Source organism: Ignatzschineria rhizosphaerae, from assembly GCF_022655595.1.
Taxonomy (GTDB): Bacteria; Pseudomonadota; Gammaproteobacteria; order Cardiobacteriales; family Wohlfahrtiimonadaceae; genus Ignatzschineria; species Ignatzschineria rhizosphaerae.
Genome location: NZ_CP093379.1, coordinates 937,259 through 954,081 on the forward strand (window position 1 = coordinate 937,259; position 16,823 = coordinate 954,081).

The 16,823-nt window shown below is 35.3% G+C and carries 12 protein-coding genes; 9 read left to right on the plus strand and 3 right to left on the minus strand.

The features are described 5' to 3' along the window. Positions 1 to 62 precede the first annotated feature (62 nt). The 7 genes from purN to MMG00_RS04095 all read left to right on the plus strand — a co-directional run bounded on the left by purN (position 63) and on the right by MMG00_RS04095 (position 10,731). Positions 63 to 629: a phosphoribosylglycinamide formyltransferase gene (purN, locus tag MMG00_RS04065; RefSeq protein ID WP_242151770.1), complete on the plus strand. Its 567-nt coding sequence runs from the start codon at positions 63 to 65 to the stop codon at positions 627 to 629. A 494-nt stretch (positions 630 to 1,123) separates the two neighbouring features. Then, entirely contained in the window at positions 1,124 to 2,665 is a 1,542-nt protein-coding gene (gene purH / locus MMG00_RS04070; protein WP_242151773.1) for a bifunctional phosphoribosylaminoimidazolecarboxamide formyltransferase/IMP cyclohydrolase, read from the plus strand. A gap of 304 nt (positions 2,666 to 2,969) precedes the next feature. Continuing rightward, positions 2,970 to 6,407: a YobI family P-loop NTPase gene (locus MMG00_RS04075; protein WP_242151776.1), complete on the plus strand. Its 3,438-nt coding sequence runs from the start codon at positions 2,970 to 2,972 to the stop codon at positions 6,405 to 6,407. Continuing rightward, positions 6,400 to 7,557 (plus strand): hypothetical protein, encoded by a 1,158-nt coding sequence (locus MMG00_RS04080; RefSeq protein ID WP_242151779.1) that lies wholly within the window; start codon positions 6,400 to 6,402, stop codon positions 7,555 to 7,557. The genes MMG00_RS04075 and MMG00_RS04080 overlap by 8 nt, the downstream gene beginning before the upstream one ends. Positions 7,558 to 7,578: 21 nt before the next feature. Beyond that, positions 7,579 to 8,553: a hypothetical protein gene (locus tag MMG00_RS04085; protein WP_242151782.1), complete on the plus strand. Its 975-nt coding sequence runs from the start codon at positions 7,579 to 7,581 to the stop codon at positions 8,551 to 8,553. 585 nt (positions 8,554 to 9,138) lie between these two features. After that, positions 9,139 to 9,861, plus strand: a complete 723-nt coding sequence (locus tag MMG00_RS14355; RefSeq protein ID WP_432805933.1) for a DUF1266 domain-containing protein — start codon at positions 9,139 to 9,141, stop codon at positions 9,859 to 9,861. Positions 9,862 to 9,906: 45 nt separating this feature from the next. Further along, positions 9,907 to 10,731, plus strand: a complete 825-nt coding sequence (locus MMG00_RS04095; protein ID WP_242151787.1) for a hypothetical protein — start codon at positions 9,907 to 9,909, stop codon at positions 10,729 to 10,731. Positions 10,732 to 10,822: 91 nt separating this feature from the next. Here MMG00_RS04095 and MMG00_RS04100 read toward each other — a convergent pair whose 3' ends face one another. Both MMG00_RS04100 and MMG00_RS04105 read right to left on the minus strand, forming a co-directional pair. Beyond that, positions 10,823 to 11,782 carry a tetratricopeptide repeat protein gene (locus MMG00_RS04100; protein ID WP_242151789.1) on the minus strand — a complete coding sequence of 320 codons (960 nt, stop codon included), beginning with the start codon at positions 11,780 to 11,782 and terminating at the stop codon, positions 10,823 to 10,825. Between the two features lie 51 nt (positions 11,783 to 11,833). After that, the gene (locus MMG00_RS04105) at positions 11,834 to 12,721 is read right to left on the minus strand and encodes a hypothetical protein (RefSeq protein ID WP_242151792.1); all 888 of its coding nucleotides are present in this window, start codon (positions 12,719 to 12,721) and stop codon (positions 11,834 to 11,836) included. 262 nt (positions 12,722 to 12,983) lie between these two features. On the opposite strand from MMG00_RS04105, the gene MMG00_RS04110 reads away from it, so the two are divergent. Together MMG00_RS04110 and MMG00_RS04115 are read left to right on the plus strand one after the other, a co-directional pair. Then, positions 12,984 to 14,120, plus strand: coding sequence for a hypothetical protein (locus MMG00_RS04110; RefSeq protein ID WP_242151794.1), 1,137 nt, complete (start codon positions 12,984 to 12,986; stop codon positions 14,118 to 14,120). A 348-nt stretch (positions 14,121 to 14,468) separates the two neighbouring features. Next, a complete protein-coding gene (locus MMG00_RS04115; RefSeq protein ID WP_242151797.1) occupies positions 14,469 to 16,115 on the plus strand; it encodes a Na/Pi cotransporter family protein in 1,647 nt (548 codons plus the stop codon). 238 nt (positions 16,116 to 16,353) lie between these two features. Here MMG00_RS04115 and MMG00_RS04120 read toward each other — a convergent pair whose 3' ends face one another. Continuing rightward, complete coding sequence (locus MMG00_RS04120) at positions 16,354 to 16,821, minus strand: NlpC/P60 family protein (RefSeq protein ID WP_242151800.1); 468 nt, start codon at positions 16,819 to 16,821, stop codon at positions 16,354 to 16,356. Positions 16,822 to 16,823: the final 2 nt, after the last annotated feature.

Here is a 16,823-nt window from a genome sequence, read left to right on the forward strand (position 1 = left end):
ATGAAAATAAGTTTGAGTAAATAATATTTATTAAGGCTTATCAATAAGGTATAGCAGCAGTTATGAAAAATATTGCAATTTTTGCATCAGGAACGGGATCAAATTTCGACGCACTCATCAACGCGGTTGAAAATGGAGATTTGCCGGCAAACATTAAGCTTTTAGTCAGCGATAAAAAGAGCGCGAAAGTGATCGAAAAAGCAGAGAAGAAGGGTCTTCCTACTCTCGTCTTTTCTGCAAAAGATTACGCGTCAAAAGCAGATTATGAAGCGATGATTGTCGAAAATCTTCAAAAGCACGGGGTTGAGTGGGTCGTTTTAGCAGGATATATGCGCCTTTTAGGAGAAACACTTTTAGGCGCTTATCCTAATAAGATCATTAATATCCATCCTTCACTATTGCCGGCATATAAAGGCAAAGATGCGGTGAAGCAAGCCTTAGAAGCAGGTGAGAAAACTGTTGGCGTTTCCATTCATTATGTCGATGCCGGCATGGATACAGGGCAATTGATCGCTCAAGAATCCATTCACTTAACAGGCAGAGAAACAGAGTTTGAGGTGATGGAGATGGTGCATCACATAGAGCATCAACTATATCCCCGAACTTTAGCAAAATTGTTTAAAAACTAAATATTTGATATCCCATCTGGTGAAATTCCGAATGGGATTTTAAATGCCAAAAAGTTGTAAAACAGGAGCTTTAAAGCTTTAAATTGAAGTAACTGAAATGTAATAATCAAGATAAAAAATAGAGCCTAGAAAGTCTAGGAAGCTAATAAAAGCTGGCAAGAAATAGCAACAAGCACGCAAGCATTCGCCCCAGCTTTGCTTCAGCCCTAAATTGAAGCAACTAGATGAAAGCAGAAGTTGAAACACGGAGCCCTAAAAGGCTCATAAAAGCTGGCAAGCGATAGCAACAAGCATGCAAACATTCGATCCAGCTTTGCTTCAGCCTTAAGTTGAAGCAACCAAGATACAAACATTTCTCAGAGAATCTCTGAGTAACCCAATTCGGGCATGACGGTCGTCATTCCCACGCGGTATTGCTGATGAGTCACTCCAATCAGATACTCCAGCATTATTGCAATATTATCGTTGTTATTTAGAAAGGACAGGATCTAATCATGACAAAGCGACGCGCTCTTTTAAGTGTAAGTGATAAAACAGGTATTACCGAGTTTGCGGCAAAACTCGTAGATTTAGGCTTTGAGCTTATCTCAACAGGTGGCACAAAGAAATCAATCGCAGATGCCGGCATTGCCGTAAAAGATATCTCGGATATCACAGGTTTCCCAGAAATTATGGATGGTCGTGTAAAAACGCTTCACCCAATGGTTCATGGGGGACTTCTTTCAGTTCGTGGAAATGATGTTCATACAAAAGCAATGACAGATAACGGTATTGAATATATCGATATGGTGGTTGTGAACCTCTATCCTTTTAAAGAGACGATCAGCAAGCCTGGCGTTAAATATAATGATGCGATTGAGAATATTGATATCGGTGGTCCTTCAATGCTCCGTAGTGCGGCGAAAAACCATGAATCAGTGACGGTAATCACAGATCCAGCAGATTATGATGTAGTGATCGAAGAGTTCAAAGCAAATGGCGATACGACATTTGCAACACGTCAACGCTTAGCGCTCAAAGTGTATCAAACAACCGCAGCTTACGATGCGCTTATCGCACAATACTTCGCAAACGAGATTGGCGATAAATTCCCAGAGAAATTAACGTTAACCTATGAGAAGCAACAAGGTCTTCGTTACGGTGAAAACCCACATCAGGAAGCTGCATTCTACCGCACACCGCTTGCGCAAAATAACTCACTTGCACATGCTACACAGATTCACGGTAAAGAGCTTTCATACAACAATATTCAAGATGCAAATGCGGCAGTAAACATCATGCTCGAATTTAAAGAGCCAGTTGTGGTTGCTGTAAAACACATGAATCCATGTGGCGTTGGTTTAGGGAAAGATCTCTTTGAAGCGTGGACAAAAGCGTATGAAGCAGACTCAACATCAATCTTCGGCGGCATTATTGCAACAAATCAGGAAGTGGATGCTAAAACTGCCGAGAAAATGAGCGAGATCTTCCTTGAGATCATCATTGCGCCAAGCTTTAGTGAAGAAGCAAAAGCAATTCTTATGGCGAAGAAAAATATCCGCCTTCTTGAGAACAACCCACAAGAAGAGCGCATTGCTGAGAAGCTCACAACAACCGCTGTTAACGGTGGCTTGTTAGTTCAAGATCTAGATCGTGCAGCAATCAATCCTGAAGAGTTCACAGTCGTCACAGATCGTAAACCTTCAGCGGAAGAGATGGATGCACTTGTATTTGCATGGAAAGTAGTAAAACACGTGAAATCAAATGCAATCGTTGTGGCAAAAGAAGGGCAAACACTTGGCGTTGGCGCAGGCCAAATGAACCGTGTGGGTGCAGCACAAATCGCACTTGATCAAGCAGGTGAAGAAGCAAAAGGCAACGTCCTTGCATCAGATGCATTCTTCCCAATGCCGGATACATTAGAAAATGCGGCAAAAGCAGGCATCAAAGCAATCATTCAACCAGGTGGTTCTATCAAAGATCAAGATTCAATTGATGTTGCGAATAAGTATGGCATCACAATGGTCTTTACAGGGATGCGCCATTTCAAACACTAATCAATTCAGATCAAAATGGATTGAGAGTTAATCTGCAAATCAGTTTGCAGATGGCTGAGTAAAATCAGCAAAAACCTAAAACAGATTCCAAGAATCAAAATCAAGACTTTATAGTGTGGTGCTCTAGGATTGATGAAGATTAAAAAGAAAATGTTTTGAGGAAGTCAAAGATGCCGGAGGATGTAAATTCTCCGGCATTTATGTATTTGTTAAGAGTAGATTAAAATATAAATATCATTACAATTAGATAATAGTAATTTTTATATAAAATATATTTGATAAAGCTAGCATTCAAGGAACTAAAATGGATGAAATGAAATTTAGGTTTAAACCGTTAACACCAGAAAGGTTAACTGATGAATTAAATCCATATTTAGATGTTTTCGATTATTCTTTAGCTCCTGATAATTCAGATGTGAAAAATATTGCTGTTACTGGAGGATATGGGGCTGGAAAGAGCAGTGTTATTCAAAGTTATTTAGAAAAACGGAATCTCAAAGATAAAACACTAAATATTTCTTTAGCGACTTTTGATCTAAAAGATTCGAAGGGAAAGGTGATAGAAAATGAATTGGATCTTGATGCTATCGAATTTAATATACTTCAGCAAATTACTCATCAAGTTCATCCTAATAAAGTGCCTAAAAGCCGTTTTGAAAGAATTATAGAAAAAATTGATTTGCAAAAAGAGGAAAATGCATTTTTTTATGTGATGTTAGCAACTTTTTTTATTCTTGTAACATCGCTATATATTGCTAAATTTGTTTTTGACAAAGAAATACTACTTAATTATGGGTTTATATTATTTTCTATAGCTGTTTATATAAGTTCTTTATATTTTTTAGCTAAGTATCTTGTCCATAGTCGGTTATTTTTTAGCAAACATATTGATTCTATCGATATTATGGGAAAAGCAAGTTTTAAAAGTGAAGCTAAAATTTCTCCGTTAAACTTATTTATTGATGAAATATTATATTTTTTTGAAGTAACACAATATTCGATAGTAGTTTTTGAAGATCTTGATCGGCTATCACATAGAGAAATATTAATTAGGTTGAGAGAGATTAATCAATTTATTAATAACTCAGAACAAGTATCTAGAACAGTAAAATTTATTTATGCAATTAAGGATGACTTGTTCTTTGAGCAGGAGGCTCGGGTAAAGTTTTTTGATTTTATAATACCAATAATTCCAGTGATGGATTATGGGAATAGCTATCAGTTAATAAAAGATAGTATATATTTTATTATGGGGGATACTGTCTTATTAAAAATATTAGATGAAGGGCATTTATTAAGAGATGTAAGTTTGTATATTACAGATAAAAGGCTGTTAAACAATATTTTAAATGAATATATAATTTACTTAAAAAAAGATAATATAAAAATTAATAATGACAGTTTTGAACGTCTTAGAAAAATTTTTGCTCTTGTAGTTTATAAAAATTTTATGCCCGAAGATTTTGGTCGTATTAAAAATAAAAACAGTATTTTATGTAAAGTAATTGAGTGTTATAGGAAAAAAAAGTATTTCTCAAAGCAGATAGAAATATGGGAAAAAACTTTAAAAGATAAAAAAATAGAATTAACCTCTTTAAGTTCAGTAGAAAGCAAGAAGATTGACGATTTGAAAGTATCTATTGTTGATAATTTGTTATTTCCAGAAAGTATTCGTAATATACCTATAAAACGCTCGACGGGTTATAAATTTATTGACTTTACGTATCAAAACAAAGTAGCTATTTTTGACGAAGAAATCGAACGTAATAAGACACTAAATATTCAAATAACTTTTATGGTAAATGATCAAAACTATAAAGCGCCGAGTATTCACAAGGATACAGTGAATCAGTACCTAGATGAGTATGATGAACAGAAGCTTTTTCTTGAAGAGAAAGAGGCGGAAAAGGATATAATCTTAAGAAAAGAAATAATGACGCTGGAGGCCAAAGTTAATAAACACTATCCTTTAGCTGATAGAATAAAAATATATCGTGAAATAGATCGCAATGATGACTGGGAAAAAGATTTCTATAACCCTTTACCTAACGATGAAATAGGAAATACAGAGGATTTAGAGATTGTCGGAAATAAAGTAAATCAAAAATTAAAATTAGATAACTATGCAGAAAAGCCAATTATCTTTATGCTTTTGAGAAGAGGGTATATAGACCACAGTTATATTAACTATTTATCCCTTTCTCATGATAATGCTGAAGAATTAATCTTTTTTAGAAGAGCTATTGCTGATAATAAACCTTATTTGGATACTTTTAATTTAGATTTAAATGATGAACTTATTGCTCGATTCTTGAAAGAGGATAAGGATGTATTATATGATTATCTGACTACAGAAAGTATTTTAAATTTCTCATTAATTTCATATCTCGCTAGTAGTAATGATGTACAGCAACAAGATTATTTAAAGGGTATAATTAAATTTCATTTCACAAAAACAGAAAATTTTAAATTTAACTTTTTATTATCTTTTATTTCAGAAAAACTACGTATAAAAAATACAAACCGTATAGTTAGTGAAAATATTGAAGAGGTTCATCAAATTGCTAGTCCAATAGCCTTTCCTTCAGATTTACGTGGTTTTTTAAAAGTAGTTTTTGAAAATAATAATAACTCATTGAACAATTTAATTGTTTTAATAAGTGAAAAACAATTATCTGAACCTTCAAATGATTTAATTGATTTATTGTTACTATTACTCATTTTGATAGATGAAAGAGTTGAAGAGAATTTATCAGCGTCTAATCGTAATAAGCTCAAGAAAATTTTATTAAAAATAGATGATTTTGTTAATGCGTATGATAGAGTTTTATGGGGTGTAAGATCATCTGGATTGAGCCCCATAGAATGGATCACCAATTTAAATATTAAGATATCTTTGACTCAACCTTTTTTAGATAATGATGTTTTTTCTAAAACATTATTTGATAATTTGGTAAAGACTTCTTCCTATGAGATAGATATTAAAAATATATTTGAGATATATTTGTATTATGGAAAACCCACAGAAGCTTTAGAAGATAAGCCTTATACTAGTTTGATAGAAAATTTTGATGATACAAGCCCTATTAGGAAATATATTGAAGAAAATATAGTGGAGTATTTTAAAAAAGTTTTAATAAAAACAAGCAAAAAAGAATCAAAGGAAGCTTTATTACTATTAATAAATAATATGCACTTAACAAATGGTCATGTTCTTAACTTAATAAGGAAACAGGATATTTCAATTGTAAAAGATATATTTATAAAAATATCCTTAGAAAGATTATCTCATATTGATGAGAATGAGCAGAGTTTTTATGAACTATTATTACAAATGGACTCGGAGCACCGAGAGGAAAATATTACTTCAATTATTGAAGCTAATTGGCTTAATGTATTTCGGATGTTATCAATTACAAATGTTAAGACTAAATTAGTAGAACAGTGGCTAAGCTCTGTTTATAAAGAAATTGATAAATATAATCATAATATTGAAACTTCTAGTGCTTTTAACTCACTTAAGAAATTTGTATTGTTTAATAATAATTTTGATAAAGATATTTATTATGAACTCGTTAGTTCATTAGGAGAGAAAGTCAGTGATGAGAATATAGATGATTTAGAAATATTAGATTGGGAGAAGCTAGAAATATTAATGCATTTAGATTTAATTGAGGTTTCTTCAGAGACAATTAACAAAATTTATGAGATTTATCTGAAGATGGAGGAAGAGAATGAGTGATAATTCTAAATTACTAGTAATCTCCTCATGGATTCTTCAAAAAGGCCAGAAAATTTTTATTGAGCATGTTATTTTGAATCATAATATCAAAAATAATGATAAAAAGCAGATGCTGTTAGCAGTTGATGGGGATAGATATAATGTTATTTGCAATTATATTTTGGGGGAAGATTTTGATGATGATGAATTAACTAATTTTTTTATTGAAAATGTTAGCTTTATTCTTCCGGATTTAAATATTGCCTCTAAAAGATTTTATAAAACATTGTATGAAGAGCAGAAATTACTAGCTACATGGATGAATATAGATTTATTTTTTAAGAAAACAGGAGATGTCCCTAGCACACTCATTTCTAATAATTATAAGGAGTTAGTCTCAAATTGCCAAGATTCAACTTATTTAAAAGATAACTATTTAAATTTTATTTTATTGAATAATGAACTAAGTTACGAGGCATACTGTTTTTTTGTTCAAACATTAGAGTTTAATGCATTTGAGTTAACTAGTTATCTCTCTTGGAACAAAATACATTTTGTATATCAAAATAAACTATTGAAATTAAATGACACTACAGTTAATTCTCTATTTTCACAATTAGATGATGATGAAAATAACTATAAGTTGCTTATTCGAATAATTGGCGATGAGATAGGTGAGGATATTCAAGAAAAGATGAGGAGTTGGTTTTGGATCGGAGAAGAGGGTAGTCAGACATTAAGAAAAGATTTTCTTAAAGCAATATTTTCTAATAATGAATTTATTACTTTAAAAGTTAAAGCTTTTACTTATTGTTTGCAGGGAATTAATTGGGGAACTAAATCAGATTTTGAAAATAGTGTTCCAATATCAAGATTAGATTTATTACATATTTGTAGAAAATTGAAAAATGATATATTACGTGTTGAGTTAATTAATAATTTTTTCAATACTATTATTAAAAATGGAAAAATTCATCTTCGTCAGTTCTTTAATACCTTTGATGCTGATGAATTTAGAAAATTAGGAAAAAATTCCTATAACAAACCTAAAATAGAAAATAATGTAGAAAATAACTTATTAGTTATGAGGCTTGTTGAGAAGGAAATAGTAGAGATTAAATCGGAAGACGAAAAGATGTTCTATCTAACGAATAAAACTTTAAAAAATTAATGTGATATTAAATTTTAAGAGATGGGCAACTTTTCTATCAACGAACAAACCTTCCTAAAAGATCTCTGCAAACTCTTCTGCTCGGACTATCTTTATGAGCCTAAGTTTTTCTCTATGGGTAGCTTGCACCAAATTACTGAGCGCTATCTGAAGAGCTTAGAGATTGAGCATTCTAGAATACCAGCAATGAGTTGGCAGTTTGCTGTGAATCTTTTGGGGCATTTGAATCGGTTTCAGTTTTTAACTTGTGATGCGAAAATTCGATTGCCGAGTGTGGAAGAGCTGAATCAAACAGTGGAGGATGATCTTTCGATTATCTCGCCGAATATTGCTTGGCGATCGCCTTATGTGGGAATGTCGGATGTGGGGATTCGCTTTTTAGAAAGCTGTCATCGGCATCGTTTTGTGCGTGGAACAGGAAGTAATTATGAGGATTATCTTCGGAATTTTTATCCGCATTTTTTAGAGAAGTTTCCAGTATTGATGGGCTTTAGTAATCTTCATCAATGGCTTAAAAGTGGCAAAGTGAAGGTGAACGTTAATCTGCTAGGATATCAACGAAATGCCAAACATCTTCAGCGCTGCTATCAGCAGTTTCTTCAGTTATCTGAGGGGCTTGATATTCTTTCAGCTAGTGAAAGGACGCAAGCGCAAAGCCAAAGCGTAGAAACTCAATTGCCGGTGATTCCATTATCAGGTGTCATTCCTTTTTTAGAAATATGCCGGCAAGAAGGGGCAGTTTTAGATGATGTTTGGGGATATGCCGAAAATGCCGAGGACATGAATATGGATCTGGATGGTAGGATGAAGCGTGTTGCGCTTTTCTCTCAAGAGGAATTTGCTGAATACCGGCAGTTATTGAGAAGGGAAGCGATAGAAACGGTGACGATTGATTATCTAATCCGGCATTTTGGGGCAAATCCTGATCGTTTGTTAAAAAATGGAATAAACCATTTTTATATCTTTGCATGTAGTGGAATTTTTAAAACAAGATAACGAATTGATTATAATTGCCATAATCCTCATAGAGATCATTATCACTTTGTAATAAGTCACTATAATATTGATATTTAAAATATTAATAGCGTACTTATTATGAAAAAGTTTTTACAAAATCATCCGGGTTACACAGCAATCCCGACTAGCTCGCTTCGTGTTGTATGTGAAGCAATCACAACGATTCAACGAAAGCCATCAATCATGTCGCCATTAATGACGGCTTTTTACATCATTTTTATGATTTTAGCCATCATGGGGCTCGGGATTTTTGGCTTGTTGATCTATGTGATTTTAGATAGTAGCGTGATTGAGTTTTCTCTCAAAATGGGCGTTGTTTTAGCGGCGTTGGCATTACCCGTTCTTATTTTTATCGGGATTATTGGGTCGCTATGTAAAAGGGTGAAGTCAGAGCAATATCGCTATTATCAAACAACAGGTAGAAAACCATTAACGATTGAGCAGCGTGCAGCGCTCCGTTTAGATCTGGTCATGATTTACAACATGAAAGGCTGGGCGGAAACACTTGAATTTATGCCGGTTAAGGAATTTGTTGCCGGCGATACTTATCAGTATCGGGCGCTGATGCTAACGACACAGGAATCTCATCGATCAGGTGTATTTAGTGATTGGGGAATTGTAGATCGGCAAGGTTATCGTGAAGCGATGGAGAGCCTTTGGCAAGGAATGCATTCATCATCATTTGCCTTGACTATGGCGAGGGTTCCGGCAGAAGAACGCATCAATCATAGTTTGGTTCGTAAGCTTGCGGCGCTGTTAGAAATTCCCTCAGAAAAGATCATTGCCAATATTGATTCCTATAATGGTAAGGCGCCGGCACTACTTTGGGGATTTGATTTAAGAAGGGCGATCTATTTAAGTCGTATTTGTTATGGCGCCGGCATTATTAGCGAAGAAGAAGCTTGGGAAGATCTCCTTAAAACTTCTCGCTATATTCATGCGATTTTCCCGGATTTTGATAGCTATCACCAAAACTATCTCTTAGGATATGCTTATTGGATGATGGACTTTGAGGCCATTAAAGCGCGCCGAAATGAGTATGAACACTTTAAGAAAACCTGTAAATGGCAAATGAAGGATCTACCTTGGCATCCCGAATCTCAAGATGTGCTACTACAATTTATGCGAGATGGCTTTCAAGAAGGGATTGCTATGATTTTAAAGTCAGAAGCTGGGAATCAAGCAGCAGAAGCTTTAGAAGTAGAAAAATCGGGTAAGGCAGTGCTTTCGGACAAGATTGTAGAAGAGGAAGAGGAAATCGATCTTCAAAGTACAACGGTACATTAAATAGAGGCGTGATCATTGGATTATGATTATCTCAAAGGAAATAGGATGTCAGATCTAACAATGGATAAATCCGTAGCGATTCCGGCAAGATTATATGTACTGTATTCTAAAGCGAGCAACACGGCTGTGATTTTACGAAAAGGCCCGAGTAAATGGACTTTGAGTTTAGGCTGGGATTTAGTCGATGATACGTTCAGTAAAGGGCAATGGTTGTTAGGGAAGATCTATAATGAAGATTGTGCCATTTCTAATGATGGACAATATTGGTTCTATAGCGCCTATAAAAAAGATGGTTATTCTGCCATTGCTAAAGTCCCTTATTTAAAGTCACTTTTCTACCGTAATGATTTAGATCGTTGGCGTGAAGGTGGGAGATTTGATCCAAAAGAGCTAAAAGCAGATATAGGACATAATGGCTATTATTTTGATCCGGATTATTTAGCGATTATGCAGAAAGTTAGTCAATTTTTTGAGAAGGATCAGCATCTTTTTGAGTCGCAGATGAGTAGAAGAGGTTGGAAGATTGTAGATGAGTTTACTAAAAAAAGCGTAAGGTATTTTCTTGATCTCCGCCAAGAGTGGCAACTGCGATTATTAGGAACGGAATTTAATCATAGAAGAGATGATGGTGGCGTAATGACCCATATTTATGAGCTATGTTATTTGCCGAAAGATTATATATTAGAGACTAGCCTTTGGGAATGGGCAGATTACGATGATCTTAATGATCGATTAATTTGGGCTGAAATGGGGAAGATCATGACAGCTAAATTAACCATTTTAGAGAATGGATTGCCGGCACTTTCTGAAACAAGATGTTTACTAGATACCAATGATATGCAGTTTGAGGAGTTGATTGCGCCTTATTAGGAATATCTGAAATTATTTTTAGCGTTAAAGGTATTTAATATTGATAGCCAATTAGAGTTATTTGAAATTTTATTGGTGTAAAATTAATTTATTAGTGCAATCGTCGCACAAATCCAGATTCTTCAAGCTCTTCTAATCTACCACAAGAGGAAAGATCATTAAGCTCGCAGCCTTGTCTAAACATTTCATAAGCAGCATAATAATCTCGCTCTTCGATAAAATAATTACCTAGAGAGACTTTTCCTAAAGCGCCAGATTTTAAATAGAGCTTTGCTGCGGTATCCCAGTTTCTTGGAACACCTTTCCCAAAATGGTAGGCTCTAGCTAAGCGAAAAGTTGCTTCATGCGAACCATTTCCTCGGGCTTTACGATACCATTCGTGTGCTTTTTGATAGTTTTGCTGATATTCATAGTAAAAACCTAAATCTAGCATGGCATCAACATAGCCACTATTGGCAGATTTTTGTAGGAGAGAAATGTATTGTCGTTTGTCTTGCCGTTCTATTTTTTGTGCCGCCTCATACTCAGCACTTCCGGCACTTTTTTGGCGTGATGGTTCTTCAGGATGAATGGCTGGTGAATCATCAATATAATATTGATTTCCTCCCTCTTTGTCACAATCTGAAAAAGCATAAGTAATGCGATAGCTATCTAGCAAGAAAGAGATCTGAAATTCATAAATTTGCGGGAAGAAGACTTGGACGAGATCTTTAGAGGAATAAAGGAGATCACCTTTTGCGAAATTAATTGTCGTTGAACCGCCATATGAAGAGAAAGTACGCTTAGATGCTCTTACTCGAGGATGAGCTGTTTCTCCGGTGATATCTGTGCTAAATCCAGTAAAAGTCATAACATGATCTTTAATGGTGATAATGCTACTTTTATTATCTTCGGGTAAAAAATATTGCGCTTTCTCTGCATCACTAATCTCACTACCGCCGGCGCCATAAATATGATGGTGACAGTGATAGACACCATCATATAGGTATTCAGTGGCAACACTAACAGATAAGGTAGTATTGATAATACAAAACAGTAGAAACTTTTTCATAATAGCTATTATACTGTTTTTAAATAAAGATTAGGGTATTCATGTAAGTTTTTACTCTACGAGTGGGGCTTCAGAGCGTTTATTAATCTCCACATCATCTTTAAAATATTTCATAAAGATGTAACGACCTTTGCCATCTTGGATATCAATGGCTAAGAAACCATTATCGGTAATACCTTTGATAGGTAAGCGGTTATCTGTAAATCCAAGGTGGGTAGCTTTTTCATTAGGGTAGAGATAGATTGGCCAAATTCCTCCCTCTTCATTACCAAAATAAGCATATTCTTGAACAGGGAACACTTTATAAGGGATTTCAGCGAGCTGCTCAATCATGATAGGGGCATTATTAGGCGTTGTTGCTGGAACTTGCGTGATGATTTTTTCGATATTTTTGGGATCAGAATAGGCGGTCATTTCATCTTCCGTTCCGTAAAAAATCGTTGGAAAATAAGATCCTATTTCAGGGGAGAAGAAGTTATTATGGCGCAGATAGATAAAAGCGGTCATAACCATGCTCGCTGTTGCTTCCATTTTTTGTGGGTTTTGAACAGCGGGAAATTGTTGCTTTGTAAAAGCATTCTTTAAAGCTTCTGGGGTACGAGTTTCATAGAGCCCGTTAAGGTTCTCACCATGCCCTTGAATAGGAATCCAGCGAATATTAATCGATTCTAACAAAGGGCGAGTTTGCTGATAGAACGCTTGGCTTTCGGCAGAATCTGGCGCATAAAAGACATAGAGATATTTCCCTTCACCAGATTGCGATCCCTCTTCTATCCACGGCATTGTTTCTAACACTTGGATTAAGGTCGCTGAATGGCCGACTGTGAATGTTCCTACTTTTTCAGAGGTGTCATTAATGGTGACAGACCATTTTATTTCTGCATTGGCAGTTGTAACTGCTAGAAAAGATAGTACAAGAGCTTGAAAAGTTTTTTTCATAATTGACCGCAAGAATATTCGAAAATAATGATTTAAATTAAATGATTATCTTAGCAAAATAAAGAGAAGGGAGATTTAATCATTTTAGAAAAAAGGAGATGTATCAAATTTTTTTAATGGAAAGAGTTCCTTATATTTTAATAGGTCTTGCCAGATCTACATTTCCTGATGATTTTTTTCTTAGATTTTAGGAATAATCTTTAATCATACGATTATTAAGTTAAGCTATCTTCTTATTATTAGCGAAGTGAGGAGATTCGTTATGAAAAAAGGATTAATAATTTTGGGGCTACTTATCGTAATAGTCGCTAGCTTAGCAATTGGCTTCTTTTATACAAAAGATGAAACTCCTACGGGAGAAATGACAAAAGAAGCACTTCAAAAACATCCATTAATGACGGCAAAATTTGCAGAAGAAGCATTTCAATCAATTGGTGCAAGCTATAGTACCGTAATGTGTGATTTTAAAATTAATGATATGTCGACACTTTTCCCAAAAAGCGTGATAGAGAATAATCGCCGTGGGGAAATTAATTTTAGAACGGATAACTATATTCCAGATGCGGAGTTATTTATTGATTATGGAAAAAATAGATTAACTGTTGATGCAATGGCACCCATTTATTACCCTCGTGATGGAACTTACTTTTTTTGTGAGGGGCGGGCTTTGGGCGAAAATTTTCACATCAATGTAAGTGGTAAAAATGATCCTTTTGCATATAGCGGAAAGTCGACGACACAAGTGATTACTTCATCAAATAATGATTCAAGTACACCTGAAGTGGATTATCAGGATGTCGAGTGGGTGATCTATAAATCTAAAGGGGATGAAGAAAATTTAGAGATTAACTATCACGAAACCAAAACTTTTAATGATAGTCTATTGCCGGATGTGACTGTATCGACAGATTTTTATTTTGAAAAACCTAAAAGTCATCTGCCTAGTAAAATTTTTTGGCGAGATGCTGAACCTTTTGAAGAAACGCCAGAGAATATGGCATTGCTGTGGGAGGCTTATGAGGAGATAATCACAGCTTTTGAAAGCCAAAAGCAGAGCGAAGTCTTAAAAGTCCTTGATATTGCATTTATTCAAAGCGAGTTGATTATTGGAAATCCGGATACGCTTATTTTTACGAATGATCGCTTACGAACTTATCAAAATAATTGGAATCAATATGGTTTTGAACGAGCACATGATTCATTAGAGGATTATGAATTGCAGATAGCCAATCATAAAAAACTTTTTAAATTAGTGCTAAAAACTAATAATAGTTTTGAACCTGTACACTTTGCATTGCCAGAGCAAGAAGATCGTTACTTGATTTATAAGTTTTATTTTATGATGTTTGAGGGTAAACCACGGGTTGCTTTTTTAGAGAGAGAAGTTATCGTCATTTGATATAAATATTCCCTCATGCCCCGTGGATTAAAGAGAAGCTGAAAGAGATTTTTCAGCTTTTTTGATCTATAAAAATACCTCTTGCTGATATATTTTGCGGTTTTTTATAACAGAGTGAAGTTGAAGCTATCTATCTTCACAGTGAATAGGGACTTCATAAATGATCAATATTACTTATGGTATTTTCCTTATTTTTAGATGATGCTAGAAACTTTTGTAATACTTGATCTTTATCTTATGACTTTTGATTCGAATATGCTCAAATGGAAAATAGTTATTAACTATTGCGCAAAATAGATTAAAATACCGACTTTTAATTGATGTTTTGTGCTCATTTCGAGGTAGTGCATGGATTGGCAGCAGGTTCTTTTCCAGTTTTTAGGTGGGTTAGGTTTATTTCTTTTCTCTATTAAGTATATGGGGGATGGCTTACAAAAATCGGCTGGCAATCGACTACGGACAATATTAGATCGTTTTACAACGAATCCTTTTATGGGGATTTTAGCCGGTATTTTTGTTACCGTTTTAATTCAATCAAGCTCGGGGACAACGGTTATTACAGTGGGGCTTGTTAGTGCTGGTCTGATGACTTTGCGTCAAGCGATTGGCGTTATTATGGGCGCTAATATCGGGACAACGGTAACGGCTTTTATTATCGGAATTGATATTGGGGAATATGCTTTCCCGATATTGCTCTTTGGGGCGGTCATGCTCTTCTTCTTTAAATCTTCTCGTATTCAAAATATCGGGCAGATATTTTTTGGCTTTGGGGGCTTATTTGTCGGGCTTGATCTGATGAGTAGTGGTTTATCCCCCCTTAGACATCTGCCAATGTTTACAGAGCTCATCTTGGATATGAGCCATAGCCCCATCTTAAGTGTTTTTGTGGGAACTGTCTTTACCTTAATTGTGCAATCATCAAGTGCAACAATCGGAATTTTACAAGGTCTTTATGCTGAGAATCTCATCTCTTTAGATGCCGCTTTGCCGGTACTATTTGGAGATAATATCGGAACAACGATTACGGCGATATTAGCAGCAATTGGGGCAAGTATTGCGGCAAAAAGGGCGGCAGCTGTCCATGTATTATTTAATGTTGCCGGTACGATTATTTTTATGATCTTTCTTGGGCTATTTACTAACTTTATTATCTGGATTACCGGCGTATTACATCTTGAGCCTAAAATGCAGATCGCTTTTGCCCACGGGACTTTTAATATCGTCAATACCCTAATACAATTGCCATTTATCGGCTTATGGGCGCTCCTTGTGACGAAGTTATTGCCGGCAAAAGAGATCAAAAAAGAGAAAGTTGCCCTCTATTTAGATGAATCATTAATAGAAAAATCGCCGGCAATTGCAATAGGACAAGCGAAAAAAGAGGTGATGCATATGGGGAATATGAGCTTAGATGCTCTAAAGGCATCGCTTGTTTACCTGCAAAGCAATAGTACTGTAGAGGCTGAATTTGCAACAGGATTAGAGAAAAATATTAATATTTTAGATGAGGAGATTACCAAATATCTGGTAAAAATATTCCCTCATTCCATTACGCCAAGAGATTCTAACGAATTACAATCAATGCTCAATTTAGTGTGTGATATTGAGCGTATTGGGGATCACTCTGAAAATATTATTGAGCAGATCAATTATATGATTGAGCGTAATATTATTTTAAGCCCTGAAGCGAGAAGTGAGGTTTATGAAATGTTTGATCTTACGATTCGCTCTGTCACGCTCTCTTTAGAAGCATTAGAAAAGCGAGATCTTGCCAAAGCTCGCCAAGTGTATGAACTTGAAGAGGAGATTGATGAGATGGAGCGATTCTTAAGAAAGCAGCATATTCACCGCTTAAATCATGGAGAATGTACGGCAAAAGCAGGGCTAACTTATACTGATCTTCTCTCTAATTTAGAGCGTATAGGGGATCATGCCCATAATATTGCTGAGATGCTATTAGATAATAAAGCGCAGCGTTCTTCTCTTAAAAACTAAAGAGATATTAAAAGCCCTGAAGCAAAATTATCAGGGCTTTTTGATAATCGTGTATTAGCTGCGTATTAGCGATTGATGAGATCGTAAAATCGGTTTAAAAGTGACAGCAGATAGATTGCTGGTACATCGGTTATGAGAAGCATAAGAGCTGTTCTATCTGCATTGTGCAAGCTAGTTTGATTCTCATGCGGTATTGCTGTTTTACCTATTTTAAATACTGTTTCTTAAACCGAATCGACTATAATCGTCTTGCTTGGTAGAAGTGTTTTTGCCAATAAGGATTATCTAAAGAGGAGGTAATCACGCCTTTTGAGGTTGAAGCATGGACAAATTGCTGATGACCACTATAAATACCAACGTGCAAATTGGTGCCGCCCCAATTGGTTTTAAAGAAGACTAAATCCCCAGGTTTAAGCTGAGACCTTTTAATCTTTCTTCCAGTCGACATCTGATCTTCGGTTGTTCTAGGCACATTAATAGCAAAGCGCTCTGTTAAAGTACGCTGCACAAATGCAGAGCAATCAATGCCCGAGCGAGAATTTCCGCCAAGCTGATAAGGTGTGCCACGCCAGAGCCGCTCTTGTGCTTGAAGCTCTGATGTTACTACTTGGCTATTTTGTAGTTGTGAATAGTTAGAGCGGTTTTTAGAAGAGGCGCAGCCAGCTATCAGCAATGCTGCGCACAGTAGTAAGAGATATTTCTTCATAA

Coding starts and splice junctions, on each gene's coding strand:
- purN (WP_242151770.1), top strand. CDS start 63: ATGAAAAATATTGCAATTTTTGCATCAGGAACGGGATCAAATTTCGAC.
- purH (WP_242151773.1), top strand. CDS start 1,124: ATGACAAAGCGACGCGCTCTTTTAAGTGTAAGTGATAAAACAGGTATT.
- MMG00_RS04075 (WP_242151776.1), top strand. CDS start 2,970: ATGGATGAAATGAAATTTAGGTTTAAACCGTTAACACCAGAAAGGTTA.
- MMG00_RS04080 (WP_242151779.1), top strand. CDS start 6,400: ATGAGTGATAATTCTAAATTACTAGTAATCTCCTCATGGATTCTTCAA.
- MMG00_RS04085 (WP_242151782.1), top strand. CDS start 7,579: ATGGGCAACTTTTCTATCAACGAACAAACCTTCCTAAAAGATCTCTGC.
- MMG00_RS14355 (WP_432805933.1), top strand. CDS start 9,139: ATGCTAACGACACAGGAATCTCATCGATCAGGTGTATTTAGTGATTGG.
- MMG00_RS04095 (WP_242151787.1), top strand. CDS start 9,907: ATGTCAGATCTAACAATGGATAAATCCGTAGCGATTCCGGCAAGATTA.
- MMG00_RS04100 (WP_242151789.1), bottom strand. CDS start 11,782: ATGAAAAAGTTTCTACTGTTTTGTATTATCAATACTACCTTATCTGTT.
- MMG00_RS04105 (WP_242151792.1), bottom strand. CDS start 12,721: ATGAAAAAAACTTTTCAAGCTCTTGTACTATCTTTTCTAGCAGTTACA.
- MMG00_RS04110 (WP_242151794.1), top strand. CDS start 12,984: ATGAAAAAAGGATTAATAATTTTGGGGCTACTTATCGTAATAGTCGCT.
- MMG00_RS04115 (WP_242151797.1), top strand. CDS start 14,469: ATGGATTGGCAGCAGGTTCTTTTCCAGTTTTTAGGTGGGTTAGGTTTA.
- MMG00_RS04120 (WP_242151800.1), bottom strand. CDS start 16,821: ATGAAGAAATATCTCTTACTACTGTGCGCAGCATTGCTGATAGCTGGC.